The organism is Pseudomonas sp. C1C7 (assembly GCF_013359595.1).
Classification (GTDB): domain Bacteria; phylum Pseudomonadota; class Gammaproteobacteria; order Pseudomonadales; family Pseudomonadaceae; genus Aquipseudomonas.
Map to the genome: position 1 here is coordinate 158,934 of NZ_JABFMP010000008.1, position 24,416 is coordinate 183,349.

Consider the following 24,416-nt stretch of genomic DNA (forward strand, 5'->3'; position numbering starts at 1 on the left):
GGATTTTTGGTTGAGCCTTAAAGTTTTGTGGTGTTGGGCCTGGCCTCTTCGCGAGCAGTCACAGCAACTCTCAGGCCGGCGACATTTCCTGCGCCACGCCAAGAAACGCCGCCGGCAAGCGTGCGTTTTTTCGCTCCTTGAGGCAGTACAGATATTCCGGCAACAAGGGCGCATTTTCGATGGTCAGCACCCGCAGTTGTGGGTCATGGGGCACTTCCTGACGGGCGATGAGGCTGATGCCGATATTGCGCAGCACCGCCTCCCGGATCGACTCGCGACTGCCAATCTCCAACAGTGGCCCCAGACTCACCCCGGCACCTGCCAGCAATTCTTCGGTCATGCGCCGGGTGGTCGAGCCCGGCTCGCGCATCAACAGGGTATGCCCGGCCAGCGCGCTGAGCGGCACATGATCGTGAGCGGCCAGCGGATGGTTGCGATGCACCGCCAGCACCAGCGGGTCGCTGCCGAGCACCCGTCGAATCAACCGCGCATCCTCCAGCAACTGCGAGGACGCCGCGACATCGACCCGGTATTCCTCCAACGCTTCGAGCACCTGCTGGGAGTTGCCGATTTCCACCGACACTTCCACCTGCGGCAGTCGCTCACGAAAGGTCTTCACCAGGTCGAGGATGTAATACGGCGCCGTGGCGGCGATGCGCAACGTGCCCTGGACCTGCCCGCTGTTGCGCAGGAAAAACTCGATGTCGGCTTCCTGTTGCATCAGCGCCTTGACCATCGGCAGCAGTCGCGCGCCCTCTTCGCTGACACTCAGGCGACGACCGCCGCGGTAAAACAGCTCCACCGCGTAATGGCTTTCCAGATGGCGGATCTGGGTCGTCACCGTGGGCTGGCTCAGGCCGAGCTTCTTCGCTGCCAGGGTAATGCTGCCCAGGCGGGCAACCATGTAAAACGCCTTCAGCTCGGCACTCAGCACAACCTTCCCTCTTCGTCTATTTGCGCAACAGGCGCAAACCGTTGAACACCACCAGCAGGCTCACGCCCATGTCGGCGAACACTGCCATCCACATGGTAGCGACCCCGGCGAAGGTTACCCCAAGAAAGATCGCCTTGATGACCAGCGCCAGGGCAATGTTCTGCTTGAGGATGGCCGAGGTGTCCCGCGACAGACGAATGAAGGTCGGGATCTTGCGCAGATCGTCGTCCATCAGGGCGACATCGGCGGTTTCGATGGCGGTATCGGTGCCGGCGGCAGCCATGGCGAAACCGATCTCGGAACGGGCCAGCGCCGGGGCGTCGTTGATGCCGTCGCCGACCATGCCGACGCTGTGGCCCTGTGCATAAAGGTCTTCGATGGCTTGCAGCTTGTCGCTCGGCAACAGGTCACCCCGGGCCTGGTCGATGCCGACCTGCGCCGCAATCGCCTGGGCGGTGTGGACGTTATCGCCGGTGAGCATCAGGGTTTTCACGCCCAGTTCGTGCAATTGGCCGATGGCCTCGCGGCTGGATTCCTTGACCGTGTCCGCCACGGCGAACAGCGCCAGCGGGCCGGACTGATCGAGCAGCAGCACCACGGACTTGCCCTGTTTCTCCAGCGCGAACAGCTTCTCTTCCAGTTGCGACGAGCACAGGCCCAACTCTTCCACCAGCCGGTGGTTGCCCAAATGATAGGTCTGGCCGTTGATATCGCCGCGAACACCACGACCGCCCAGCGCCTCGAAGTTATCCACAGTCAGCCGCGCGAGGTTTTTATCCACAGCAGCGTTAGCGATGGCCAGCGACACCGGGTGATCGGAACGCCCGGCCAGCGCGGCCGCCACTGCCGGGGCCGTGGCCTCGGCGGTGGGGTCGAGGGACAGGTAATCGGTCTGCACCGGTTTGCCGTGGGTGATGGTCCCGGTCTTGTCCAACGCCAGATAGTCGAGCTTGAAACCGCCCTCCAGGTACACGCCGCCCTTGACCAGAATGCCCTTGCGCGCCGCCGCCGCGAGACCGCTGACGATGGTCACCGGCGTGGAGATCACCAGCGCGCAAGGACAGGCAACCACCAGCAGCACCAGCGCACGGTAGATCCAGTCGAACCAGGCGGCGCCCATGAACAGCGGCGGGATCACTGCGACCGCCAAGGCGAGGATAAACACCGCGGGCGTGTAGATTTTCGAGAACTGGTCGACGAAGCGCTGGGTCGGTGCCCGCGCGCCCTGGGCCTGTTCCACGGCGTGGATGATTCGCGCCAGGGTCGAGTTGTTCGCCGCGGCGGTCACTGCGTATTCCAGGGAGCCGGCCTGATTGATGGTCCCGGCGAACACCTTGTCGCCGACGGTTTTCTCCACCGGCAGGCTTTCCCCGGTGATTGGCGCCTGGTCGATGGTCGAACTGCCGCTGACCACTTCACCGTCCAGCGCGATGCGCTCACCGGGTTTTACCCGCACCCGCGCACCCAGTTCGACGCTTTTCACCTCCTGTTCGACCCAACTGCCATCGGCCTGCAATACCGTGGCCTGCTCCGGCGTCATCTGCATCAATCCGCTGATCGCATTGCGCGCGCGATCCAGGGAGCGGGCCTCGATCAATTCCGCCACGGTGAACAGGAACATCACCATCGCCGCTTCCGGCCACTGGCCGATCAGCACCGCGCCTGTTACAGCGATGCTCATCAGCGCGTTGATGTTCAGATTGAAATTTTTCAGGGCAATCCAGCCCTTTTTGTAGGTACCCAGGCCGCCGCTGAGGATCGACACCAGAGCGATGATCGCCACGACCCAGTTCGGCGCGGCGCTTGTGAAGTGGATCACTTCTGCCAGCAAGGCAGTGACGCCGGACAGCGCCAGGGGCCACCAGTGTTTCTTTTCAGGTTTGGGTGCCGGTGCCTCGACGCCCTCTTCCAGCGCTTCGGCCTGCATGCCCAGGGACTGGATGGCCTCGATGATCGGCGCGGTGCCGGGCAGGTTATGGGTCACGCCCAGCACCCGGTTAATCAGATTGAACTCCAGCTGCTGAACGCCGGTCAGTTTTCCTAGCTTGTTCTGAATCAGCGTCTGTTCGGTGGGGCAATCCATTGCCTCGATGCGAAAACTGCTGTGTCGCGCATCGGCACTCGGCGTTTCGCTCAACCGGACCAGCGCCGGAGCTGCAACCTTCGAGGAACAGCAGGAATCACCGCCGTGGGAGTGTTTGTGCACAGGCTGCAGTTTGTGACTGTGATCGTGCCCGTCGCCGGGTTTGTGAATATGCAGGGAATCGCTCATTGGGTTGCGTCCATAAGAGTACCTGTTGCCAAGTAAAGACCCTGTAGCGACTATAGGGTCAAGCACCCTTTTTGGAGATCATCGTCATGAAGATCGGAGAGTTGGCGAAACTGACGGATTGCGCGGTAGAGACCATCCGTTACTACGAGCGCGAAAGCCTGCTACCGGAACCGGCACGCAGCGACGGCAACTACCGCGTCTACACCCAGGCCCACGCCGAACGCCTGACCTTCATCCGCAATTGCCGCACCCTGGACATGACCCTGGAAGAGATCCGCAGCCTGCTGGCCTTTCGCGACAGTCCGCAGGACCAGTGCGAAAGCGTCAACGCACTGATCGACGAGCACATTCACCATGTGAAAGCGCGGATTGATGGGCTGATGGCGCTGCAGACACAGTTGATCGACCTGCGCCAACGTTGTGGCGAAGGGCCGGACATCGATCAATGCGGGATTTTGCAGCGGTTGGAAGTGAGTGGCGGGGTGGTGGCGACGGAGGTTGAACACTCGCACGTGGGCAGAAGCCACGGCCACTAAGAACTCCCCAAAACACTGTAGGAGCTGCCGAAGGCTGCGATCTTTTGACTTTGATTTTCAAGATCAAAAGATCGCAGCCTTCGGCAGTTCCTACATTTTGATTGGGGCTTGGCGTCAGACCGCCATCGGCGCGGTCATTGGCGCATGGTGCTCGTAGCCTTCCAGCGTGAAGTCGCTCGGCTCCACCAGCTCCAGCCACTCCGGCTGATACACACCGGTCTTGGCAAACTCCGGCACACGATCATTGATCACCAGCTTCGGCGCCGGCAATGGCTCGCGCTTGAGCTGTTCGTTGAGCATGTCCAGGTGGTTTTCGTAGACGTGGGCGTCACCGATGAAATAGGTGAACCAGCGCGGCGTGTAGCCGGTCAGGCGGCCGATCAGGCTCAGCAGCGCAGCGCCTTCGGTGAGGTTGAACGGCGTGCCCAGGCCCAGGTCGTTGGAACGGATGTAGAGCGTGAGAGAAATCTCTTTGGTCTCGACGTTCGGGTGGAACTGGTACAGCAGGTGGCACGGCGGCAGGGCCATTTCATCGAGCTGGGCGCAGTTCCAGCCGTGGAACAGGATGCGGCGGCTGCCCGGGTCCTTGATGATGGTGTCGACGCACTGGCGCACCTGATCGATGGCCTTGTACAGCACCACATACGCCTTACCGTCTTCCTCGCCTTCGGCGATCTGACGATAGCCTTGTTCCAGGGTCTGCTGGATGGCGGCCGGGTTGCTCAGCGGGATCTGCTTGTACGCCGGCCATTTGCGCCATTGCACGCCGTAGATTTCGCCGAGGTCGTCCACGCCCTGACGGAACGGGTTGCCCAGCCACTGGGCGTTTTCGTTGGCGTTCTGGTCCCAGACCTTGCAGCCCAGCGCACGGAATTCGGCTGCGTTGTTCACGCCACGCAGAAAACCGCACATCTCGCCGATGGCTGATTTGAAGGCCAGCTTGCGGGTGGTGATCGCCGGGAAACCTTCCTGCAGGTCATAGCGCAGCATCGCGCCGGGAAAGCTGATGGTGTTCACGCCAGTACGGTTGGCCTGTTTGGTGCCGTTCTTGATGACGTGGGCGACCAGTTCGAGATATTGCTTCATGAGTTACCTGTGTCCTTGAACCCGCAGCTTTCGCTGCGGGGTTCGAATTTATACGGCTGCCGCGGGCGTCGCCGGTGCACGGTGATAGGCCAGCCAGATCAGCAACAGACCGCCGAGGATCATCGGCACGCACAGCACCTGACCCATGGTCAGCCAGTTCCAGGCCAGGTAGCCCAGCTGTGCGTCCGGTACACGGACGAATTCGACGATGAAACGGAAGATGCCGTAGAACAGCGCGAACATGCCGGACACCGCCATGGTCGGCCGTGGCTTGCGGGAGAAGATCCACAGGATCAGGAACAGCGCCACGCCTTCGAGCGCGAACTGATACAGCTGCGACGGGTGACGCGCCAGTTGTGCCGGGTCGCTGAATGGCGGGAAGACCATCGCCCACGGCACATCGGTCGGCTTGCCCCACAGCTCGGCGTTGATGAAGTTGCCGATACGCCCGGCGCCCAGACCGATCGGCACCATCGGTGCAACGAAGTCCATCAGCTGGAAGAACGACTTGTTGTTCTTCTTGCCGAACCACAACGCCGCCAGCATCACGCCGATGAAACCACCGTGGAACGACATGCCGCCCTTCCAGACCTCGAAGATCAGCGTCGGGTTGGCCAGGTACGCATGCAGATCGTAAAACAGCACATAACCCAGGCGTCCGCCGACGATCACCCCCATCGACATCCAGAACACCATGTCGGAGAGCTTTTCCTTGGTCCAGGTCGGATCGAAGCGGTTCAGGCGGCGGGAGGCCAGCAGCCAGGCACCACCGATGCCGATCAGGTACATCAACCCGTACCAGTGGATTTTCAGCGGACCGATGGCCAGGGCCACCGGATCGATCTGCGGGTAAGGCAGCATTGCGACTCCTTAAAAGCGTTCAAATCTTCAAAATGCCCGGGCGACGCTGCCACCCGAGGATTAAGCCAGGATTGCGCCGTGCGTCAAAACAGGAAACTCAAGCCGACGCAGAACAGCAAAGCGGCAAACAGCCGTTTCAGCAACTTCGGCGACAGCCTGTGCGCCAGTCGCGCGCCGATGCGGGCAAACACCATGCTGGTCAGGGCGATGCCCAGCAACGCCGGCAAATAAACAAAACCGAGACTATGGGCCGGCAACAGCGGATCGTGCCAGCCCAGAATCATGAAACTTAATGCACTTGCAAAAGCGATCGGCAGGCCGCAGGCCGACGAAGTCGCCACCGCCTGCTGCATCGGCACGCTGCGCCAGGTCAGGAACGGCACGGTCAGCGAGCCGCCGCCGATCCCGAAAATCGCCGAAGCCCAGCCGATCACACTGCCGGCCACGGTCAGACCGAGTTTGCCCGGCACCGTTCGACTGGCCTTGGGCTTGACGTCCAGCGCCAGCTGCGCGGCGATCACCAGGGCGAACACACCGATGATCTTTTGCAGGTTGGGCCCGGAAATCGCTTCGGCGGTCAGGGCGCCGAATCCGGCGCCGATCAGGATGCCCACGGTCATCCACAGGAAGATCGGCCAGCGCACGGCGCCACGCCGGTGGTGCTCGCGCACGGCGTTGACCGAGGTGAAGATGATGGTCGCCAGCGAAGTACCGACCGCGAGGTGGGTCAGGATCGACTGGTCGAAACCCTGAAGGGTAAAGCTGTACACCAGCACCGGAACGATGATGATCCCGCCGCCCACGCCAAACAGCCCGGCCAGCACCCCGGCACAGGCGCCAAGCGCCAGATAGAGCACAAATTCCATGCTGTTTGCCCACCCATCCCCAAAACCGGAGCGGCATGGTAACGGATGCATGGCCTCGGGCTCCACTGGATGGCGATGGATACCCGCACGATGACTGCGTAGAGTGGGCAAAAAACACACAAGGACCACCTTATGTGCCTGATTGTTTTTGCCTGGCGACCGGGTCATGCCCAGCCGCTGATCGTGGCGGCCAACCGCGACGAGTTCTATGCCCGCCCGACCCTGCCGCTGGCGCAATGGCCGGAATCGCCGCAGGTCTACGCCGGCCGTGACCTGGAGGCCGGCGGCACCTGGCTTGGCGTCGGCACGAACGGGAGGTTTGCCGCGCTGACCAATATTCGTGACCCCCAGCGGCCTGCCGGGCGCAAATCACGGGGTGAGCTGGTAGCGCGATTCCTCACCGGTGACGTACCTATTGACGACTATTTGAGCGAAGTTGTCGCACGTTCGGCGGAATATGGCGGATTCAACCTGCTGGTGGGTAATAACCATGAGCTCTGGCACTTCAATGCCCGGGAGTCGGAAGCGGTGATGCTGCGGGCGGGGGTTTATGGCCTTTCAAACGCGGGGCTGGATACGCCGTGGCCGAAACTGCTCAAAGCGAGAGCGGCGTTGAGTGAAGTTCTGGCTGATCCGCAACCCCAGGCATTACTGGCCCTGCTCGCCGATGCGCAGCAAGCGCCGATTGCCGATCTGCCAGACACTGGAGTGGGTGTAGCGACAGAAACACTGCTGTCGAGCGTGTTTATTGCCAGCCAGAGCTATGGGACGCGGGCGAGTACGGCGTTGATCGTGCAGGCTGATGGTGCGCGGCACCTGGTCGAAAGGAGTTTCGGGCCGTATGGCGGGCATCTTGGGGAGGTTGAGGTCAGGCTTTAGTTTTGTGCTGTCAGGACTGGCCCCATCGCGGGCAAGCCCGCTCCCACAAGGTTCTCGGTGATCACACCATCTGTGTTTCACTCGAGAACCTGTGGGAGCGGGCTTGCCCGCGATGGGGGCACCGCAGATCTAGACAGCCTTGGCCGAAGCCGGATTGGTCATCTTCGAGAGCCCCAGCTTTTTCAGCGCCAGTTGCAGCGAGCTGTGGATAACTTGAGGGTTGTCGATGGTCATCAGCTCTTCCAGCAACTCCCGGGACTTGCTCAGATTGATCTGGCGCAGCATCCACTTCACCTTCGGCAGGTTGGTGGCGTTCATCGACAGGCTGTCGAAACCCATCGCCATCAACAGCACCGCCGCCGCCGGATCACCGGCCATTTCGCCGCAGATGCTCACCGGCTTGCCTTCGGCATGGGCGTCGCGGACCACGGTCTGCAGGGCTTGCAGCACCGCCGGGTGCAGGTAGTCGTAGAGGTCGGCCACCCGCGGGTTGTTGCGGTCCACGGCCAGCAGGTACTGGGTCAGGTCGTTGGAGCCGACCGACAGGAAGTCTACCTGCCGCGCCAGTTCCTTGGTCTGGTACACCGCGGCCGGAATCTCGATCATCACCCCCACCGGCGGCATCGGCACGTCGCAACCTTCGTCGCGCACCTCGCCCCAGGCACGGTGGATCAGGTGCAGGGCTTCTTCCAGTTCGTGGGTGCCGGAGATCATCGGCAACAGAATGCGCAGGTTGTTCAGGCCTTCGCTGGCCTTGAGCATGGCGCGGGTCTGGACCAGGAAGATTTCCGGGTGGTCGAGGGTGACGCGAATGCCGCGCCAGCCGAGGAACGGGTTGTCTTCCTTGATCGGGAAGTACGACAGCGCCTTGTCGCCACCGATGTCCAGGGTACGCATGGTCACCGGTTGCGGGTGGAACGCGGCCAGTTGTTCGCGGTAGATCGCCAGCTGTTCCTTTTCGCTCGGGAAGCGCTGGTTGATCATGAACGGCACTTCGGTGCGGTACAGGCCAACACCCTCGGCGCCGCGCTTCTGCGCCCGGGCCACGTCCGCCAGCAGGCCGGTGTTGACCCACAACGGCATGCGGTGGCCGTCGGTGGTCACGCACGGCAGGTCGCGCAGGGAATCGAGGCCCAGGGCCAGTTGTTTCTCTTCCTCCACCACTTCGGCGAACTGCTTGCGCAATACGTCACCAGGGTTGGTGTACACCTCGCCTCGGTTACCGTCGACGATCAGTTCGATGCCGTCGACCTTGGCATAAGGCAAATCGACCAGGCCCATCACCGTCGGGATGCCCATGGCCCGGGCCAGGATCGCGACGTGGGAGTTACCCGAACCGAGTACCGACACCAGGCCGACCAGTGTGCCTTCCGGCACCTCGCCGAGCATGGCCGGGGTCAGCTCCTCGCTGACCAGAATGGTTTTTTCCGGGTAGACCAGGTTCTGCTGGCGCTCTTCCTGCAGGTAGGCGAGCAGCCGGCGGCCCAGGTCCTTGACGTCCGACGCCCGCTCACGCAGGTATTCGTCGTCCATCAGTTCGAAGCGGTTGACGTGATCGGTCACGACCTGACGCAAGGCGCCCTGGGCCCACTGCCCGGTCTTGATCACGGTGGTCACCTCGTTGCCCAGCGCCGCATCGTCGAGCATCATCAGATAGACGTCGAACAGCGCGCGCTCTTCCGGGCGCAGCTGGGTGGCGAGCTTGGCGGACAACGCACGCATGTCGGCGCGCACGCCTTCGATGGCGGTCTTGAACAGCCCAAGCTCGGCGTCGATGTCGGTGATGGTCTTGTCGGGCACCACGTCCAGGTCGGCCGGTGGCAACATGACTACCGCGGTACCGACCGCCGCGCCCGGCGAACCCGGCACGCCGACGAACTTGGCTTCCTGGATGCCCTTGCCCTGACGGCCCAGGCCGCGGATGGAACCGGTGGCTTCGGCGTGGGCGATAACGCCGGCGAGCTGCGCACTCATGGTCACGAGGAAGGCTTCTTCACCCTCATCGAACTGGCGGCGTTCTTTCTGTTGGATGACCAGCACGCCAACGACGCGGCGGTGGTGAATGATCGGCGCCCCGAGGAACGAGGCGTAGCGCTCTTCACCGGTCTCGGCGAAGTAGCGGTAGCGCGGGTGATCCGCGGCGTTTTCGAGGTTCAGGGGTTCTTCACGCGTGCCGACCAGGCCGACCAGACCTTCATTGGGGGCCATGCTGACCTTGCCGATCGAGCGCTTGTTCAAGCCCTCGGTGGCCATCAGCACGAAACGGTTGGTCTCGGGGTCAAGCAGATAGACCGAGCAGACCTGGCTGCCCATGGCCTCTTTGACGCGCAACACAATAATCCCCAACGCCGCCTTGAGATCCTTGGCGGAGTTAACTTCCTGGACGATCTTGCGCAGCGTATTGAGCATGGCTCGGGGTCGAACTCCGTCGTCAGTCGCGCGCTAAAAGGCGCGGGGCAAGCTCTTTGAGGGCGCGCCGATACACCTCGCGCTTGAATGTCACCACCTGGCCCAGCGGATACCAATAGCTGACCCAGCGCCAGCCATCGAACTCCGGTTTACCGGTCAAATCCATCCGCACCCGCTGCTCGTTGGAGATCAGGCGCAGGAGAAACCACTTCTGTTTCTGGCCGATGCACAGCGGCTGGCTGTGCGTCCTGACCAGACGTTGCGGCAAACGATAGCGCAACCAGCCCCGGGTGCAGGCGAGTATTTCAACATCCTCGCGTTCCAGGCCCACTTCTTCGTTCAGCTCGCGGTACAAGGCGTCTTCCGGCGTCTCCTGGGGATTGATTCCGCCCTGAGGAAACTGCCAGGCATCTTGATTGATTCGGCGAGCCCATAGGACCTGGCCGGCATCATTCGTCAGAATGATCCCGACATTAGGACGAAAACCATCGGGGTCGATCACGGCAACAACCTCGCAAACGCATGTCGCCGCATTGTTCCACAAAGGTCGTGAAGGCAGCAACGCGCCGGCTTACCTTATGTGCACTCTTGTGAAAAGTCCGTATTCTGGACGCCTTTCTACAGACTTTTCAGCGAGTAACTGCAATGCGGCTGGCTTTATTCGACTTGGACAACACGCTTCTGGGCGGCGACAGCGACCACGCCTGGGGCGATTACCTGTGTGAACGCGGCTTCCTTGACCCGGTGGCCTACAAGGCACGCAACGACGAGTTCTATCAGGACTACCTGGCGGGCAAGCTCGATAACGATGCCTACCTGAACTTCTGCCTGGAAATCCTGGGCCGTACCGAAATGGACGTGCTCGCCCTCTGGCACAGCGACTACATGCGCGACTGCATCGAGCCGCTGATGCTGCCCAAGGCCATCGAACTGCTGGCCAAGCACCGCGCCGCCGGCGACAAGCTGGTGATCATCACCGCCACCAACCGCTTCGTCACCGGCCCCATCGCCGAGCGCCTGGGCGTCGACACCCTGATCGCCACCGAATGCGAAATGCAGGACGGCCGCTACACCGGGCGCAGCACCGACGTGCCGTGCTTCCGCGAAGGCAAGGTGACAAGGCTCAATCGTTGGCTGGAGGAGACCGGGCACAGCCTGGAGGACAGTTACTTCTACAGCGACTCTATGAATGACTTGCCGCTGCTGGAGCAGGTGACGAATCCGGTGGCGGTTGATCCGGATCCGAATCTGCGGGCTGAAGCCGAGAAACGTGGCTGGCCGGTAATCAGTCTGCGCGACTGAAACCGCTTCGCGGGCAAGCCTCGCTCCTACAGGTCGGTGATGAACCCTGTAGGAGCGAGGCTTGCCCGCGAAGATTCGATACGGTCTCAGACTTTAAACCGGCTTGGCGCCCATCAACCCGGCAATGGCGATAAAACAGACAAAACTGAACAACGCCAGGGCAAAGCTGAACCGCCCCACCCCGCCCGGCGTCTTGCGCGCCTTGTTCAGCCGTACCAGCAGCCAGAACCACGCCAGCGCCGCTACGGTGTAGAGCACGCTGGACGCCAGCAGCCAGGTCTGCCCCAGCGGCCAGCCCACCAGGTGCACCATCCACCAACCGGTGAAGGGCATGCTCAGCAGCGCCAGCCCCATCAACAGCCAGATGAACACCCGCGGGCTTTGCAGGGTACGGCTTGGTGCGGTGGCATCACCGTTGCGCCTGGTACGCCAGACCCAGAGGCCCAGGCCCACCGCACAAAGCAGCAGGACTACCGTGGCCACCATGTGCGCCGCTTTCAGGGCAGTTAACGTTTCCATGGTTCGATTTCCTTATGCCTTGCCCCCAAGCGTAGCCGTTCAGCCAAGAAACAGCTGATACGCCGGGTTGTCGCTTTCGTCCCAGTACGGGTAGCCGATCTCTTCCAGCGCCGCCGGCACCAGATGACGCTCGTCATGGGGCACTTGCAGGCCCGCGACCACACGGCCATCCGCCGCGCCGTGGTTGCGGTAGTGGAACATCGAGATGTTCCAGCGTCCGCCCAGCTTATTAAGGAAGTTGAACAGGGCCCCCGGACGCTCCGGGAACTCGAAGCGCAGGATCACTTCGTCCACCACGTGCGCCGCGCGACCACCGACCATGTGCCGGATGTGCAGCTTGGCCAGTTCGTTGTCGGTCAGGTCGACCACCGGGAAACCCTGCTCGCCGAGGCTGGCGATCAGTGCGCTGCGCGGGTCGGTGTCCGGGTGGGTCTGCACGCCGACGAAGATGTGCGCTTCGCTGCCGGTGTTGTAGCGGTAGTTGAATTCGGTGATCTGACGCTTGCCGATGGCCTCGCAGAACGCTTTGAAGCTGCCCGGCTTCTCGGGAATGGTCACGGCGATGATGGCTTCGCGGCCTTCGCCCAGCTCGGCGCGCTCGGCCACATGGCGCAGGCGGTCGAAGTTGACGTTGGCGCCGGAGTCGATGGCGACGAAGGTGTGCCCGGTGACGCCGCGCTGCTCGACGTATTTCTTGATCCCGGCCACGCCCAGGGCGCCGGCAGGTTCGGTGATCGAGCGGGTATCGTCGTAGATATCCTTGATGGCTGCGCAGATCTCGTCGGTGCTGACGGTGATCACTTCATCGACGTGATCCTTGCAGATATCGAAAGTGTGCTGGCCGATCTGCGCCACCGCCACGCCGTCGGCGAAGATGCCCACGGTCGGCAACACCACACGCTCACCCGCGGCCATGGCGGCTTGCAGGCAATTGGAGTCGTCCGGCTCGACGCCGATGATCTTGATGTCCGGGCGCAGGTATTTGACGTACGCCGCGATGCCGGCGATCAGGCCGCCGCCGCCCACCGGGACGAAAATCGCATCCAGACGCCCCGGGTGCTGACGCAGAATCTCCATGGCCACCGTGCCCTGCCCGGCAATGGTGTGGGGATCGTCGTAGGGGTGAATGTAGACGTAGCCTTTTTCGTCGACCAGTTTCAGCGAGTAGGCCAGGGCTTCGGGGAAGGAGTCGCCGTGCAGCACCACTTTGCCGCCGCGCGAACGCACACCTTCGACCTTGATCTCGGGGGTGGTCTTGGGCATGACGATGGTCGCCTTCACACCCAGCACCTTGGCCGCCAGGGCCAGGCCCTGGGCATGGTTGCCCGCCGAAGCGGTGACCACGCCACGGGCGCGCTCTTCGTCGCTCAGCTGAGTGAGCTTGTTGTACGCGCCGCGAATCTTGAACGAGAACACCGGCTGCAAGTCTTCACGCTTGAGCCAGATCTGATTGCCCAGCCGCTCGGAGAGCTGGCGGGCAGTCTGCAATGGGGTTTCCACGGCAACGTCATAAACGCGCGAGGTGAGGATCTTTTTGACGTACTGTTCAAGCATCGGAAAGCATCACTGAGCGGGTTGGGCAGGACCACGGAGTCTAACCCGGCTTTTGGCTGCACGACCACATTAAACAGGGGGTTTTGTCCCGGCAAACTGCACAGGAGTTTTGGCGGTGGGCTTTCTGTGGCGAGGGGGCTTGCCACAGGGATGAACCGCAAGCCACAGCCATCCCGCCAATCGGGCAATGACCTTCCCCGCCCCGAAGCCTATAATGCCGGCCTTTCGTTCCCCTCTTCGGCACCTCGGAGCCCGCATGACCCAGGATCAACTCAAACAGGCAGTGGCTCAGGCCGCCGTCGACTTCATCCTCCCGAAACTCGACGACAAGAGCATTGTCGGGGTCGGCACCGGCTCCACCGCCAACTGCTTCATCGACGCACTGGCCAAGCACAAGGCCGCCTTCGATGGCGCGGTGGCCAGTTCCGAAGCCACTGCCGCGCGCCTCAAGGGCCACGGCATTCCGGTGTACGAACTGAACACCGTCAGCGACCTTGAGTTCTACGTCGACGGCGCCGATGAAAGTGACGAACACCTGAACCTGATCAAGGGCGGCGGCGCAGCCCTGACCCGCGAGAAGATCGTCGCGGCCGTGGCCAAGACCTTCATCTGCATTGCCGACGCCAGCAAGCTGGTGCCGGTGCTCGGCGCCTTCCCGCTGCCGGTGGAAGTGATCCCGATGGCCCGCAGCCACGTGGCCCGCCAGCTGGTGAAACTGGGCGGCGACCCGGTTTACCGCGAAGGCGTGGTGACCGATAACGGCAACATCATCCTCGATGTGTTCAACATGCAGATCACCAACCCGGTTGAGCTGGAAACCCGGATCAATGCGATCGTGGGCGTGGTCACCAACGGCCTGTTCGCGGCGCGGCCGGCGGATTTGCTGTTGCTGGGGACGAGTGAGGGCGTGAAGACCCTCAAGGCCAAGTAACCCACCTTTTTGTGGGCTGATGAAATACCTGTGCGGGCTTGCTCGCGAAGGCGGTGTGTCAGGCAGTATTGATGTCGACTGACACACCGCTTTGGCGAGCAAGCCCGCCCCCACAATTGTTTTTGGGTTGCTTTCAAGGCTGCGCGGGTTTCTTGAAGACGTAAAACAGATTCGGCTCACTCACCAGATACATCGTCCCCTCGTCATCCATCGCGATCCCTTCCGCCTGGGGCACGGTCTTTTGCAGCCCCTGGCTGCCCTTGCGCAAGGCCATGGTACTCAGCGGCCTGCCGTCCACATCCAGCTCAAGAATCAGCCGCGACTCGTCGGACAGCGCCATCAAGTGACCACTGCGCTCGTCGTACTGCAGGCTCGACAGGTCACGCACGAACATCCCGGCATCGCGCTTGGGGTTGTTGATGACGTGCACCGCGTAGGATTTTTCCGGATTGAAGTGCGGAAAACCGTGCACTTCATAGATCAGCATCGGGTCGCGCTCCTTGGCCACGAACAAGCGCTTGCCCACCGAATCGTAGGCCAGCCCCTCGAAGCCCTTGTTGCTGCTCATGTGCACACCCAGGGTCATCTGCTCGGCATCCGCCGCATCGATGAACGTGGTGTCATGCTCGACACGGACCTTGATCAGGCGCTGCTGATATTCGTCGGTGATCACGTAGGTGTCGGCGCTGATGAACTCGACGGCCTCCGGATCGCCGAAACCGACCAGCGCGATGCGCCGCAGGATCTTGCCGTCGAGGGAAAGCTCGATCAGTTCCGAGTTCTGGTTGGTCACGGTAAACAGGCTTTTGCGCACCGGGTCGAAGGTCAATGCCGACACATCGTCGTCCAGGCCGTCGATGACCTGCCCCTCCACGACCACCCGGTACTGGTCCAGGCCGATGGATTGCGCATTCATCGGCTGCCAGCGCGTCTGCAGGTTGAACCACGCGCGCTCGAACAGGCGCAGGTACTGACCGATCGCGATCAACAGGATCAACGCAATCATCAACACCAAGAGAATCAGCGGTCTGGGGCGGGTAAATCGGCGCATGGACGCAAGCTCGGAATCAAAACAGGCGGATGAAATATCACGGCTGTCTGAATTAAAGCTTAAAGGTCACAACCTGAAATAAACACGCCTTCCCGTGCAGGAGCAGTCTGCGGCAGCTCCTGCAGGGGGCGGGGGTTATTTCTGTTTTTCGAAGCGGTAGAAGAGGTTCGGCTCGCTGACGATGTACAGCGTGCCCGCCTCGTCCATGGTCACGCCTTCGGCGCGGGGAATGGTGTTTTTCAGGCCGTTGAAGCCGCGCAGCAGGGTCATGAAGCTGACCTGCTCACCCTTTTCGTCCAGCTCCAGCAGCAGATGGGAGTCGGCGGACAGCACCAGGGCGTGGCCGGTACGCGGGTCGATGGCCAGGGCCGACAGATTGCGTATATCCAGTTCATCACTGGCCAGTTTCTGCTTGTCGCCGATCAATTTCTGGCCGTCGCTCTTCCAGGTGAACAGTGCTGGCGGACGCTCTTCGCCCAGCAACAGTTGCTGATTGCGCGCATCCCAGGCGACAGCCTCGAACGCTTTGTTCTGGTCTTTCGAAGGGCCGAGATCGTATTTGGGGAAATCGGCGATGTTCAGTTCACGGGTCGTGGCATCGACCTTGACGATGGTCACCATGTGGTCGCGCTCGTCGACGATCGCCAGCAGGCCATTGCCCAGCACGGTGACAGCCTCAGGATTGCTCCAGCCCACCAGCGGCATCTTGCGCAGCACGTCGCCCTGCAAAGTCAGTTCGGCCAGGAACGGGTTTTTGCCCATCACCGAAAACAGGGTCTTGGTCTGCGGATCGTAGGCCACGTCCGAAGCCTCGTCCTTTTCCATGCCCGGCAGCGGCTTGGCGTCGATCACCGCGTGGTAATCCGGCAGCCAGATGCTTTCCTGCTTCTGGGCAGTGGTTTCGAAGCGCTCCTTCACCCACAACACGCCACGGTCATCCCAATGCATGGCAAACGCGACGCCGTAGGCAACCACGGCCACCAGCAACAACCAGGTGTACCAGCGCAGGGCGAAGCGCGAACGGCGAGCGTGTTTGAGTGAAGGCAGGGGTTGGGTGGCCATGGGGTATTCATCCGGGAATCGAGGCTACGGGTAATAGCACAAATGAGCTTGGCTCAGACGCCAAAAACCCCGGGATTATCCAGAGAGGGTGTGAAAAAAACGGGAAATGGCTGGATTGCCCTGAACGGGACTAACAAGAACACCCCAAAACGACTGTAGGAGCGAAGCTTGCTCGCGAATGCGGTGCATCAGACGACATTGTTGTCGACTGACACTACGCCTTCGCGAGCAAGCTTCGCTCCTACAGGGGTATCCGGGCTAGCGAACGCTGCTGGTAAAGCGGCTGGCGCCCGGCAATTCGAGCACCAGTTCATCGCCGACATTCAGCGGACCGACGCCCACCGGCGTGCCGGTCAGGATCACGTCACCGGCCTGCAGCGAAAAGCAGCCGGCCATGTGCTGGATCATCGGCACGATCGGGTTGAGCATGGCGCTGCTGTTGCCGTCCTGGCGAACTTCGCCGTTGATGGTCAGGCGAATGCCGATGTCCGTCAGGTCGGCAAAGGTGCTGCCGGACACGAACGGGGCGATCACCGCCGCGCCGTCGAAGGACTTGGCGATTTCCCAGGGCAGGCCCTTGGACTTCAGCTCGGCCTGCTTGTCCCGCAGGGTCAGGTCCAGCGCCGGGGCGAAGCCGGAAATGGCGTCGAGCACTTCTTCACGGCTCGGCTTGGTCGACAACGGCTTGCCGATCAGCACCGCGATTTCCGCCTCGTAATGCACCGAACCGCGCTCGGTCGGAATGCTGAAACCACCTTCCAGCGGCACCACACAACTGCCCGGCTTGATGAACAGCAGCGGTTCGGTAGGCACCGGATTGTCCAGTTCCTTGGCGTGTTCGGCGTAGTTACGGCCGATGCACACCACTTTACCCAGCGGGAAGTGAATACGCGTACCGTCGACATACTGGTGCTGATAGCTCATGGAACGACTCCTGGTTCGTAGCGCTTAAATTCAAAACTCAAACAGCGAAAATCTTGCCCGGGTTCATGATCCCGTTCGGGTCGAACACCGCCTTGACCGCCTTCATGTACTCGATCTCGGCCGGCGAACGGCTGTAAGTCAGGTAGTCCCGCTTGGTCATGCCCACGCCGTGCTCGGCGGAAATCGATCCCTTGTACTTCTCCACGATCTCGAACACCCACTTGTTGACGGTCGCGCACTTGGCGAAAAACTCGTCCTTGCTCAGGTCATCCGGCTTGAGGATGTTCAAGTGCAGGTTGCCGTCGCCGATGTGGCCGTACCAGACAACTTCGAAGTCCGGATAGTGTTCGCCGACGATCGCATCGATTTCCTTGAGGAATGCTGGGACTTTCGACACAGTGACCGAAATGTCGTTCTTGTATGGCGTCCAGTGGGAAATGGTTTCGGAGATGTACTCGCGCAGCTTCCACAGGTTCTGCAGCTGGGTTTCGCTCTGACTCATCACGCCGTCCAGCACCCAGCCCTGCTCTACGCAGTGCTCGAAGGTTTCCAGGGCCAGGTTGGCGACTTCTTCAGTGGTCGCCTCGAACTCCAGCAGCACGTAGAACGGGCAATCGGTTTCAAACGGCGCCGGGACGTCGCCGCGACCCATGATCCTGGCCAGAGCCTTGTCGGAGAAGAACTCGAAGGCGGTCAGGTCGAGCTTGCCCTGGAACGCGTGCAGCACCGGCATGATCGAGTCGAAATCGGCGGTGCCCAGGACCATCGCGGTGAGGTTTTTCGGGGCGCGGTCCAGGCGCATGGTGGCTTCGACGACGAAACCCAGGGTGCCTTCGGAGCCGATGAACAGCTGGCGCATGTCGTAGCCGGTGGCGTTCTTGATCAGGTCGCGGTTCAGTTCCAGCACGTCACCCTTGCCAGTGACCACTTTCATGCCGGCGACCCAATTACGGGTCATACCGTAGCGAATGACCTTGATCCCGCCGGCATTGGTACCGATATTGCCGCCAATCTGGCTGGAACCGGCGGAAGCGAAGTCCACCGGGTAGTACAGGCCCTTTTCTTCGGCGACGTTCTGCAGATGCTCGGTGACCACACCCGGCTGACAGACGGCGGTGCGGTCGGTGAGGTTCACGTCGAGGATCTGATTCATGTAGTCGAACGAGACGACGACCTCGCCATTGGCCGCCACCGCCGCGGCGGAAAGCCCGGTACGGCCGCCGGACGGCACCAGCGCGACCTTGTGTCTGTTGGCCCACAGGACGATGGCCTGGACCTGTTCGGTGGTCTTGGGAAACACGATGGCCGTGGGGGCCGGAGGGAAATGCTTGGTCCAGTCCTTGCCGTAGGCGTTCAGCGATTCGGCATCGGTCAACACCTTGCCTGGCTCAACCAGGGTCTTCAGCTCTTCAATCACGGCAGGACTGGTCATCGACAGAACTCTCGAACAATTCATGGTCATCCTGAGAACGCTTCACGTCGCAGGAATGAGTGTTTAGCGGGGGCGTATGCTAGCATACCGACCCCGCAGCATAGTGCCCAAGGGCGATTCTGCGGCGACGGCCTGGTTGCCGTCCCGGTCAGCCTCTGTTGACCATTTCCTGCCATTTTTCTCCGGGATACAGGTTTACGCAGATGAGCAAGACTTCTCTCGACAAGAGCAAGATCAAGTTCCTTCTTCTCGAAGGCGTCCATCAATCGGCTGTCGACGTCCTCAAGGCGGCGGGCTACACCAGCATCGAGTACCTCACAGGTTCTCTGCCGGAAGCCCAGCTCAAGGAAAAGATCGCTGATGCTCACTTCATCGGCATTCGCTCCCGCACTCAACTGACTGAAGAGATCTTCGATCACGCGAAGAAACTCGTCGCTGTCGGCTGTTTCTGCATCGGCACCAACCAGGTCGACCTGGACGCGGCACGCGAGCGCGGTATCGCCGTGTTCAACGCCCCGTACTCCAACACCCGTTCCGTAGCCGAACTGGTGCTGGCCGAAGCGATCCTGTTGCTGCGCGGCATCCCTGAGAAGAACGCTTCCTGCCACCGTGGCGGCTGGATCAAGAGCGCGGCCAACTCCTTCGAGATCCGCGGCAAGAAGCTGGGCATCGTCGGTTATGGCTCGATCGGTACTCAACTGTCCGTCCTGGCCGAAGGCCTGGGCATGCAGGTTTACTTCTACGACACCGTGACCAAGCTGCCGCTGGGCAACGCCACCCAGGTCGGCAACCTGCACGAGCTGCTGGGCATGTCCGACATCGTGACCCTGCACGTTCCTGAAACCGCTGCGACCCAGTGGATGATCGGCGAGAAGGAAATCCGCGCCATCAAGAAGGGCGGCATCCTGATCAACGCCGCGCGCGGCACCGTGGTCGAGCTGGACCACCTGGCTGCCGCCATCAAGGACAAGCACCTGATCGGCGCGGCCATCGACGTATTCCCGGTGGAGCCTCGCTCCAACGACGAAGAGTTCGAAAGCCCGCTGCGTGGCCTGGACAACGTGATCCTGACCCCGCACATCGGTGGTTCCACTGCCGAGGCGCAAGCCAACATCGGTCTGGAAGTGGCCGAGAAGCTGGTCAAGTACAGCGACAACGGTACTTCGGTATCGTCCGTGAACTTCCCGGAAGTGGCCCTGCCGGCTCACCCTGGCAAGCACCGTCTGCTGCACATCCACGAGAACATCCCGGGTGTGATGAGCGAGATCAACAAGGTCTTCGCCGAAAACGGCATCAACATCTCCGGTCAGTTCCTGCAGACCAACGACAAGGTCGGCTACGTGGTGATCGACGTGGACGCCGAGTACTCGGAACTGGCGCAAGAGAAGCTGCAGCACGTAAACGGCACTATCCGTAGTCGGGTGCTTTTCTAAAGCAGCTACAAGCTACAAGCGGCAAGTTGATGATTGCTTGCGGCTTATAGCTTGAAGCTTGCAGCTCAATAAAAAAGGGAGCCCCGGAACGGGCTCCCTTTTTTATTTGACGTTGACGGTGATCTTTTCTGAAACGATCGGCGGATCGAACGGCATGTGGTTCGCATCACCCAATTCCAGCTGCAGGGTGTGCTCGCCCGGGGTCAGCGTCACTTCCGCCTGGGTCTGTGCCTTGCCGAAGTGAACATGGTTGGCATCGCTTGGAATCGGCTGGCCGGCGGCCGGCAATTGATCCACGTCGATCAGCAGATGGTGATGGCCGGTGTTCTTGGTAGGGTCGCCGGCAGGCGCCAGCGAAACGTTTTCAACAGCGAACTTGACCATGAAGGTCTTCGGAACCGTGCCGCCGTCCTTGGGAGATACGATGGACACTTCGGCACCTTTCGGCGCGGGCGTCGCCGCACTGGCCAACACTGAAACACCCATCAACAGGCCAGCCAAAGCAGCACGTGACATAAAGGATTTCATTCTCTTCTCCAGTTTTTCCGTAAAATTCGCGTGACCATCACAACTTCATGGTCAATCGTTGTCGAAGGCACTCGACAACCATAGCAAAGCGCGCCTGAACCAGAGCGTCGCCATAATGAATTCAAGGAGTGACCATGCGCTTTCTGCCTGGCCTGATCTGTCTGCTACCCCTTTTGAGCCATTTGGCTCACGCCGAACTGATTGACGATGTGAACGACCGCGGTGAATTGCGCATCGCCCTCGAGGCCAACACCCCACCTTTCAACTTCAAGAAAGACGACAAGCTCGATGGTTTCGAAGTCGAGTTGGGTCAAATGCTGGCCAACGAACTGGATGTGCGCGCCGACTTCGTCGTCACCGATGCCAACGATCTGTTGACCGGTGTCGAGAGCGGCAAATACGACATCGCCATCAATCACATTACACAGACCCCGGCGCTCGCGGATCGTTTCGACTTCAGCAAGCCTTACATTCAAACCAGCACGCAATTGATCGCGAAGAAGGACGAGCAGCCGCAGTCGATCCTGCTGGTGCAGTCGCTGACGGAAGAAAAACCCAAGGCTGCGCCGACGGTGAACCTGTCGATACCGTTTCAGAAGGGCAACCCGGCGTTTCATGCGAGCCTGGAGAATGCGCTGCAGCGGATCAAGGGCGATGGTCGGTTGCAGGCGCTGGAGGAGAAGTGGTTTGGGGCGGAGTCGGGGGTTGCGGCTAAACCCTGAGATCACTGAATAACCCACTGTGGGGTTTGTCAGTGCTGTGCGGCCAGCGCCTCAGCCGCCTCGGCCAGCTCCAGCTCACTGAACACCAGCACACCATGGCGCTTGAGTAACGCCGCCGTCACGCCCTCGCCGCTGACCTTCACTCCACTGAACGTCCCGTCATACGTCAGCCGGTTGCCGCAGGACGGGCTGTTGGCCTTGAGAATGGCGATGCGGATGCCGTGCTGTTGCACCAGTTCCAGCGCCTGATGAGCCCCGGACAGAAACTGTGCGCTGACATCCTCTCCCTCGGTGGTGATGACCGCCGCGCGTCCTTCCAGCACCTCCACACCCTGCCCGCCCGGAATTTCCGCCGCCGCTCGCGGTGTTGGCAAACCGCCGGCAACCTCAGGACACAAGGGCACGACCCGACCTTCGTCGAGCCAAACCTGCAACTGATCGAACGGTCCGCTGGCACCGCCGTCGTAGCGCACGCGGTGACCCAGCAGGCAGCGGCTTACCAGGATTTTCTGCATGATCAGAACGGCTCGTTGCCGCGACGGCGGAACCAGCCGGTCAACGACAGGCGCTCACGGGTCGCCGGCAGGACTTCGTGGGGAACGTCGCCGGACAGGAACACCACCAGGCAGCCTCCGGTCGGCAGCACATCGTGTTGCGTGTCCTCGTCCAGGTACATGCGCAGCTGACCACCATGCTCCGGCAGCCAGTCGTCGTTGAGGTAGACCACCGCCGACACCGCGCGCCGGTCGTCATCGCGGAAACGATCGACGTGCTTGAGGTAGAACGCGCCGGGCGGATACATCGCGAAGTGGCACTCGAAGTCTTCCAGGCCCAGGAACAGATGACGGTTCATCGCTTCGCGCAGGCTGTCCATCAGGTTCAGGTAGCTGTCGCAGGACTCGGCCTGGCCCGGATCGATCCACTGAATGTGATCGCCGCGAATGCCTTCGCGGATTTCCGTGGATGCGCCGCGCCCGACTCCGGCCGGCGCCAGTTCGCCCTCGGCACTGCGTTTACGGCACTCGGCCGCCAGCGCGCGGGTCAAATCCGCAGGCAGGAAAATATTTTGCCGGGACCAGCCATGTGCAGCCAGGTCATCGACGATTCGTAACAGCAATGGGTGATCAGAAGGTATTTGCATGGCGCGCATAGTATTCCTGCGCCTGAAAATCCGACAGAGCCACGCGGCGGGTTGATACGAATTCTCGACAAGTCCGTATGCCACACGGAGAATAGTCGCCTGCTGACAGGAGTCCCTATGCGCCGTTTGCTTTTCTCTCTGCTGATGTTCTGCGTTTTGCCCGCCTGGGCAGACAGCCACGACCAGTTGTACAAGGTCGCAGGCTGGCCGGAACAACGCGCGCATTTCAACGACGCCCTCTCCGCCGCCCAGCAACGCTATCAAAGCAGCCTGCCGCCGGCGGTGTTCCAGGCCCTGGTCAACAACAGCAATCAGCGCTTCGACCCCAAGGCCGTCGATCAACGCGCCGAAACGCAACTGCGCAAGAATCTCGCCGATCCGAAACCTGCCCTGGCGTTTTTTCAGTCCCCGCTGGGCAAGAAGATCGTTGCCGCCGAGTTGCTGGCGACTCGCCGCGACCAGCTGGCGAAAAACGCCAAGGGCCTGCCGAAGATGACCGCCAGCGACAGCCGTCTGCTGATCATCGGCCACCTGGCCCAGGCATTGCCGGCGCGTGAAGCCGGTGCCGAAGTCAGCCTGGCGATTGCCGGCGTGGCCGCTGACAGCTTGAGCTCGATGATTCCGGGCTTGCTGGGTGGGGGACAGGCTCAGGGTATGCTCAACGGGCAGCGACAGCGTTTGATGGACCAGATCGGCAGCGATCTGAACAACACCCTGTTGTATGTCTATCGCGACCTGAGTGATGAAGAGCTGGAAGAATTCGCCACCTTTGCCGAGTCGGCGGAGGGCAAGGCTTACTATCAGGCGGCGTTGGCGGCGATTCGGGCGGGGTTGGCGGTGGGGCAGAGCAACTCGAACCTTTCCCAGTAAGATCAAAAGATCGCAGCCTTCGGCAGCTCCTACAGTGATCGCCTACTCCTGTAGGAGCTGCCGAAGGCTGCGATCTTTTGATCTTGCCTACACATTCCTGCCCTTGATCCGCTTGCTCAAAAACCCGAAATACTCCCCCCGCAACACCGGCACTTCATTGGCCAGGTGATGCCGCGCCTCGGGCAGCATCAACACTTGTGGCCGGTCGAACTTGGCCCTGAGCACTTCAAGATTGTGCTGCCAATCCACCGTCATATCCGCCTGCCCCTGCACCACCAACGGCCGCCGAGGGCTGGAGGGAGCGGCTTCGACGCGCTTGATCCAGCGCGCCAACGCCCCCACCCACGCCGTCGGCAGTCGCAGCGGTTGCAGAGGATCGGCCTGCAGAAACGGCAGAAAATCCGGATCGTTGGTGTTTTCGCTGAAGCGCCGGCCAATGGCTTTGACGAAGGGCCTGAGCAGGTAATAACTGAGCTGCGACCAGGCCCACGAGCGTGGCCGCACCAGCGGTGCCAACAGGATCACCTGCCCCTGGGCCGGGCTGTCCGTCCCCGCGTGCAACACATGATCGATGACAATCGCCCCGCCAGTGCTCTGTCCACATAGATGCCACGGCTGCGGCAGATCCAGGGACCGCGCCTCGGCGAACAATCCCTGCAAACTGTCCTGATACTCGGCGAAATCCCTGATGCTCGCCCGCTCGCCACTGGACAGCCCATGCCCCGGCAGATCACAGGCAATCACCGCAAAGTCCTGGTCCAGCGCCCACTCGATCACATGCCGATAGAGACCGGTGTGATCGTAGAAACCGTGGATGAGAAACAGCGTCGCCTTCGGCCGCTCGGGCAACCAGACCTGGCTGACCAGCTCGTAACCGTCGACCTCGAAGCGCCCCAGCCGGCTATTGACGTTGCGCGATGAAAAATCCAGCCCGTAAAACCGCTGATAGGCCTGCGCCTGGGCAGTCAGCGGCCACCCCTCGGCCAGGGGCCTGAGGCTGGCGCGCAGTTGATCAGGGTCGAAGGTGGCAGACATGGGGCGATTCCAGGGCGCAAAACGGACTTGATTGAGCTGCGATATTCATCTGTCGCGGCAAGCATGGCA

At 61.4% G+C, this 24,416-nt stretch carries 24 protein-coding genes; 7 read left to right on the plus strand and 17 right to left on the minus strand.

The genetic code is table 11. The features are described from left to right. Positions 1 to 70 precede the first annotated feature (70 nt). Both HNO86_RS09375 and HNO86_RS09380 read right to left on the minus strand, forming a co-directional pair. Positions 71 to 934: a LysR substrate-binding domain-containing protein gene (locus tag HNO86_RS09375; protein ID WP_175376719.1), complete on the minus strand. Its 864-nt coding sequence runs from the start codon at positions 932 to 934 to the stop codon at positions 71 to 73. A gap of 16 nt (positions 935 to 950) precedes the next feature. After that, a complete protein-coding gene (locus tag HNO86_RS09380; protein ID WP_175376720.1) occupies positions 951 to 3,206 on the minus strand; it encodes a heavy metal translocating P-type ATPase in 2,256 nt (751 codons plus the stop codon). A gap of 86 nt (positions 3,207 to 3,292) precedes the next feature. Here HNO86_RS09380 and cadR point away from each other — a divergent pair, with 86 nt between their 5' ends. Then, a complete protein-coding gene (cadR, locus tag HNO86_RS09385; RefSeq protein ID WP_175376721.1) occupies positions 3,293 to 3,742 on the plus strand; it encodes a Cd(II)/Pb(II)-responsive transcriptional regulator in 450 nt (149 codons plus the stop codon). 114 nt (positions 3,743 to 3,856) lie between these two features. Here cadR and HNO86_RS09390 read toward each other — a convergent pair whose 3' ends face one another. From HNO86_RS09390 to HNO86_RS09400, 3 genes are all read right to left on the minus strand, one after another. Next, the gene (locus HNO86_RS09390; RefSeq protein ID WP_175376722.1) at positions 3,857 to 4,828 is read right to left on the minus strand and encodes a thymidylate synthase; all 972 of its coding nucleotides are present in this window, start codon (positions 4,826 to 4,828) and stop codon (positions 3,857 to 3,859) included. 48 nt (positions 4,829 to 4,876) lie between these two features. After that, a complete protein-coding gene (lgt, locus tag HNO86_RS09395; protein WP_175376723.1) occupies positions 4,877 to 5,689 on the minus strand; it encodes a prolipoprotein diacylglyceryl transferase in 813 nt (270 codons plus the stop codon). 83 nt (positions 5,690 to 5,772) lie between these two features. Beyond that, positions 5,773 to 6,555, minus strand: coding sequence for a sulfite exporter TauE/SafE family protein (locus HNO86_RS09400; protein ID WP_175376724.1), 783 nt, complete (start codon positions 6,553 to 6,555; stop codon positions 5,773 to 5,775). Between the two features lie 132 nt (positions 6,556 to 6,687). Here HNO86_RS09400 and HNO86_RS09405 point away from each other — a divergent pair, with 132 nt between their 5' ends. Next, positions 6,688 to 7,434, plus strand: a complete 747-nt coding sequence (locus HNO86_RS09405) for an NRDE family protein (protein ID WP_175376725.1) — start codon at positions 6,688 to 6,690, stop codon at positions 7,432 to 7,434. Positions 7,435 to 7,563: 129 nt separating this feature from the next. Here the strand turns inward: HNO86_RS09405 and ptsP are convergent, their stop codons facing one another. Both ptsP and HNO86_RS09415 read right to left on the minus strand, forming a co-directional pair. Beyond that, the gene (gene ptsP, locus HNO86_RS09410) at positions 7,564 to 9,843 is read right to left on the minus strand and encodes a phosphoenolpyruvate--protein phosphotransferase (protein WP_175376726.1); all 2,280 of its coding nucleotides are present in this window, start codon (positions 9,841 to 9,843) and stop codon (positions 7,564 to 7,566) included. Positions 9,844 to 9,865: 22 nt separating this feature from the next. Continuing rightward, on the minus strand, positions 9,866 to 10,345 hold the full coding sequence (locus HNO86_RS09415; RefSeq protein WP_007897732.1) for an RNA pyrophosphohydrolase: 480 nt from the start codon (positions 10,343 to 10,345) through the stop codon (positions 9,866 to 9,868). A 143-nt stretch (positions 10,346 to 10,488) separates the two neighbouring features. On the opposite strand from HNO86_RS09415, the gene HNO86_RS09420 reads away from it, so the two are divergent. Beyond that, positions 10,489 to 11,145 carry an HAD family phosphatase gene (locus HNO86_RS09420; protein WP_175376727.1) on the plus strand — a complete coding sequence of 219 codons (657 nt, stop codon included), beginning with the start codon at positions 10,489 to 10,491 and terminating at the stop codon, positions 11,143 to 11,145. A 93-nt stretch (positions 11,146 to 11,238) separates the two neighbouring features. Here HNO86_RS09420 and HNO86_RS09425 read toward each other — a convergent pair whose 3' ends face one another. Together HNO86_RS09425 and ilvA are read right to left on the minus strand one after the other, a co-directional pair. After that, complete coding sequence (locus HNO86_RS09425) at positions 11,239 to 11,664, minus strand: DUF2269 domain-containing protein (protein WP_175376728.1); 426 nt, start codon at positions 11,662 to 11,664, stop codon at positions 11,239 to 11,241. Between the two features lie 39 nt (positions 11,665 to 11,703). Then, positions 11,704 to 13,218, minus strand: a complete 1,515-nt coding sequence (ilvA, locus tag HNO86_RS09430) for a threonine ammonia-lyase, biosynthetic (protein ID WP_175376729.1) — start codon at positions 13,216 to 13,218, stop codon at positions 11,704 to 11,706. A gap of 256 nt (positions 13,219 to 13,474) precedes the next feature. Here ilvA and rpiA point away from each other — a divergent pair, with 256 nt between their 5' ends. Continuing rightward, positions 13,475 to 14,149 carry a ribose-5-phosphate isomerase RpiA gene (gene rpiA, locus HNO86_RS09435; protein WP_175376730.1) on the plus strand — a complete coding sequence of 225 codons (675 nt, stop codon included), beginning with the start codon at positions 13,475 to 13,477 and terminating at the stop codon, positions 14,147 to 14,149. Positions 14,150 to 14,282: 133 nt separating this feature from the next. Here rpiA and HNO86_RS09440 read toward each other — a convergent pair whose 3' ends face one another. From HNO86_RS09440 to HNO86_RS09455, 4 genes are all read right to left on the minus strand, one after another. After that, on the minus strand, positions 14,283 to 15,200 hold the full coding sequence (locus HNO86_RS09440) for an SdiA-regulated domain-containing protein (protein WP_175376731.1): 918 nt from the start codon (positions 15,198 to 15,200) through the stop codon (positions 14,283 to 14,285). A 135-nt stretch (positions 15,201 to 15,335) separates the two neighbouring features. Then, a complete protein-coding gene (locus tag HNO86_RS09445) occupies positions 15,336 to 16,262 on the minus strand; it encodes an SdiA-regulated domain-containing protein (protein WP_175376732.1) in 927 nt (308 codons plus the stop codon). Between the two features lie 258 nt (positions 16,263 to 16,520). Beyond that, complete coding sequence (locus tag HNO86_RS09450; RefSeq protein WP_175376733.1) at positions 16,521 to 17,186, minus strand: fumarylacetoacetate hydrolase family protein; 666 nt, start codon at positions 17,184 to 17,186, stop codon at positions 16,521 to 16,523. Between the two features lie 37 nt (positions 17,187 to 17,223). Beyond that, positions 17,224 to 18,618: an FAD-binding oxidoreductase gene (locus tag HNO86_RS09455; RefSeq protein WP_175376734.1), complete on the minus strand. Its 1,395-nt coding sequence runs from the start codon at positions 18,616 to 18,618 to the stop codon at positions 17,224 to 17,226. 203 nt (positions 18,619 to 18,821) lie between these two features. Between HNO86_RS09455 and serA the strand changes: the two genes are divergently transcribed. Next, complete coding sequence (gene serA / locus HNO86_RS09460) at positions 18,822 to 20,051, plus strand: phosphoglycerate dehydrogenase (protein WP_175376735.1); 1,230 nt, start codon at positions 18,822 to 18,824, stop codon at positions 20,049 to 20,051. 102 nt (positions 20,052 to 20,153) lie between these two features. Here serA and HNO86_RS09465 read toward each other — a convergent pair whose 3' ends face one another. Continuing rightward, positions 20,154 to 20,579 (minus strand): DUF4399 domain-containing protein, encoded by a 426-nt coding sequence (locus tag HNO86_RS09465; protein ID WP_175376736.1) that lies wholly within the window; start codon positions 20,577 to 20,579, stop codon positions 20,154 to 20,156. Between the two features lie 134 nt (positions 20,580 to 20,713). On the opposite strand from HNO86_RS09465, the gene HNO86_RS09470 reads away from it, so the two are divergent. Beyond that, entirely contained in the window at positions 20,714 to 21,301 is a 588-nt protein-coding gene (locus HNO86_RS09470; RefSeq protein WP_175376737.1) for a transporter substrate-binding domain-containing protein, read from the plus strand. 29 nt (positions 21,302 to 21,330) lie between these two features. Here HNO86_RS09470 and HNO86_RS09475 read toward each other — a convergent pair whose 3' ends face one another. Then, positions 21,331 to 21,816: a DUF523 domain-containing protein gene (locus tag HNO86_RS09475; protein ID WP_175376738.1), complete on the minus strand. Its 486-nt coding sequence runs from the start codon at positions 21,814 to 21,816 to the stop codon at positions 21,331 to 21,333. A 2-nt stretch (positions 21,817 to 21,818) separates the two neighbouring features. Next, positions 21,819 to 22,451 (minus strand): 2OG-Fe(II) oxygenase, encoded by a 633-nt coding sequence (locus HNO86_RS09480; protein ID WP_175376739.1) that lies wholly within the window; start codon positions 22,449 to 22,451, stop codon positions 21,819 to 21,821. A gap of 108 nt (positions 22,452 to 22,559) precedes the next feature. On the opposite strand from HNO86_RS09480, the gene HNO86_RS09485 reads away from it, so the two are divergent. Continuing rightward, positions 22,560 to 23,312, plus strand: coding sequence for a DUF2059 domain-containing protein (locus HNO86_RS09485; protein ID WP_175376740.1), 753 nt, complete (start codon positions 22,560 to 22,562; stop codon positions 23,310 to 23,312). Positions 23,313 to 23,399: 87 nt separating this feature from the next. Here the strand turns inward: HNO86_RS09485 and HNO86_RS09490 are convergent, their stop codons facing one another. Then, entirely contained in the window at positions 23,400 to 24,347 is a 948-nt protein-coding gene (locus HNO86_RS09490; RefSeq protein ID WP_175376741.1) for an alpha/beta hydrolase, read from the minus strand. Between the last annotated feature and the right edge of the window lie 69 nt (positions 24,348 to 24,416).

What these genes read in the sequence shown, in the direction of transcription:
- HNO86_RS09380 (WP_175376720.1), bottom strand. Translation starts at nt 3,206, where the DNA reads ATGAGCGATTCCCTGCATATTCACAAACCCGGCGACGGGCACGATCAC.
- cadR (WP_175376721.1), top strand. Translation starts at nt 3,293, where the DNA reads ATGAAGATCGGAGAGTTGGCGAAACTGACGGATTGCGCGGTAGAGACC.
- HNO86_RS09390 (WP_175376722.1), bottom strand. Translation starts at nt 4,828, where the DNA reads ATGAAGCAATATCTCGAACTGGTCGCCCACGTCATCAAGAACGGCACC.
- lgt (WP_175376723.1), bottom strand. Translation starts at nt 5,689, where the DNA reads ATGCTGCCTTACCCGCAGATCGATCCGGTGGCCCTGGCCATCGGTCCG.
- HNO86_RS09400 (WP_175376724.1), bottom strand. Translation starts at nt 6,555, where the DNA reads ATGGAATTTGTGCTCTATCTGGCGCTTGGCGCCTGTGCCGGGGTGCTG.
- HNO86_RS09405 (WP_175376725.1), top strand. Translation starts at nt 6,688, where the DNA reads ATGTGCCTGATTGTTTTTGCCTGGCGACCGGGTCATGCCCAGCCGCTG.
- ptsP (WP_175376726.1), bottom strand. Translation starts at nt 9,843, where the DNA reads ATGCTCAATACGCTGCGCAAGATCGTCCAGGAAGTTAACTCCGCCAAG.
- HNO86_RS09420 (WP_175376727.1), top strand. Translation starts at nt 10,489, where the DNA reads ATGCGGCTGGCTTTATTCGACTTGGACAACACGCTTCTGGGCGGCGAC.
- HNO86_RS09425 (WP_175376728.1), bottom strand. Translation starts at nt 11,664, where the DNA reads ATGGAAACGTTAACTGCCCTGAAAGCGGCGCACATGGTGGCCACGGTA.
- ilvA (WP_175376729.1), bottom strand. Translation starts at nt 13,218, where the DNA reads ATGCTTGAACAGTACGTCAAAAAGATCCTCACCTCGCGCGTTTATGAC.
- rpiA (WP_175376730.1), top strand. Translation starts at nt 13,475, where the DNA reads ATGACCCAGGATCAACTCAAACAGGCAGTGGCTCAGGCCGCCGTCGAC.
- HNO86_RS09440 (WP_175376731.1), bottom strand. Translation starts at nt 15,200, where the DNA reads ATGCGCCGATTTACCCGCCCCAGACCGCTGATTCTCTTGGTGTTGATG.
- HNO86_RS09445 (WP_175376732.1), bottom strand. Translation starts at nt 16,262, where the DNA reads ATGGCCACCCAACCCCTGCCTTCACTCAAACACGCTCGCCGTTCGCGC.
- HNO86_RS09450 (WP_175376733.1), bottom strand. Translation starts at nt 17,186, where the DNA reads ATGAGCTATCAGCACCAGTATGTCGACGGTACGCGTATTCACTTCCCG.
- HNO86_RS09455 (WP_175376734.1), bottom strand. Translation starts at nt 18,618, where the DNA reads ATGACCAGTCCTGCCGTGATTGAAGAGCTGAAGACCCTGGTTGAGCCA.
- serA (WP_175376735.1), top strand. Translation starts at nt 18,822, where the DNA reads ATGAGCAAGACTTCTCTCGACAAGAGCAAGATCAAGTTCCTTCTTCTC.
- HNO86_RS09465 (WP_175376736.1), bottom strand. Translation starts at nt 20,579, where the DNA reads ATGAAATCCTTTATGTCACGTGCTGCTTTGGCTGGCCTGTTGATGGGT.
- HNO86_RS09470 (WP_175376737.1), top strand. Translation starts at nt 20,714, where the DNA reads ATGCGCTTTCTGCCTGGCCTGATCTGTCTGCTACCCCTTTTGAGCCAT.
- HNO86_RS09475 (WP_175376738.1), bottom strand. Translation starts at nt 21,816, where the DNA reads ATGCAGAAAATCCTGGTAAGCCGCTGCCTGCTGGGTCACCGCGTGCGC.
- HNO86_RS09480 (WP_175376739.1), bottom strand. Translation starts at nt 22,451, where the DNA reads ATGCGCGCCATGCAAATACCTTCTGATCACCCATTGCTGTTACGAATC.
- HNO86_RS09485 (WP_175376740.1), top strand. Translation starts at nt 22,560, where the DNA reads ATGCGCCGTTTGCTTTTCTCTCTGCTGATGTTCTGCGTTTTGCCCGCC.
- HNO86_RS09490 (WP_175376741.1), bottom strand. Translation starts at nt 24,347, where the DNA reads ATGTCTGCCACCTTCGACCCTGATCAACTGCGCGCCAGCCTCAGGCCC.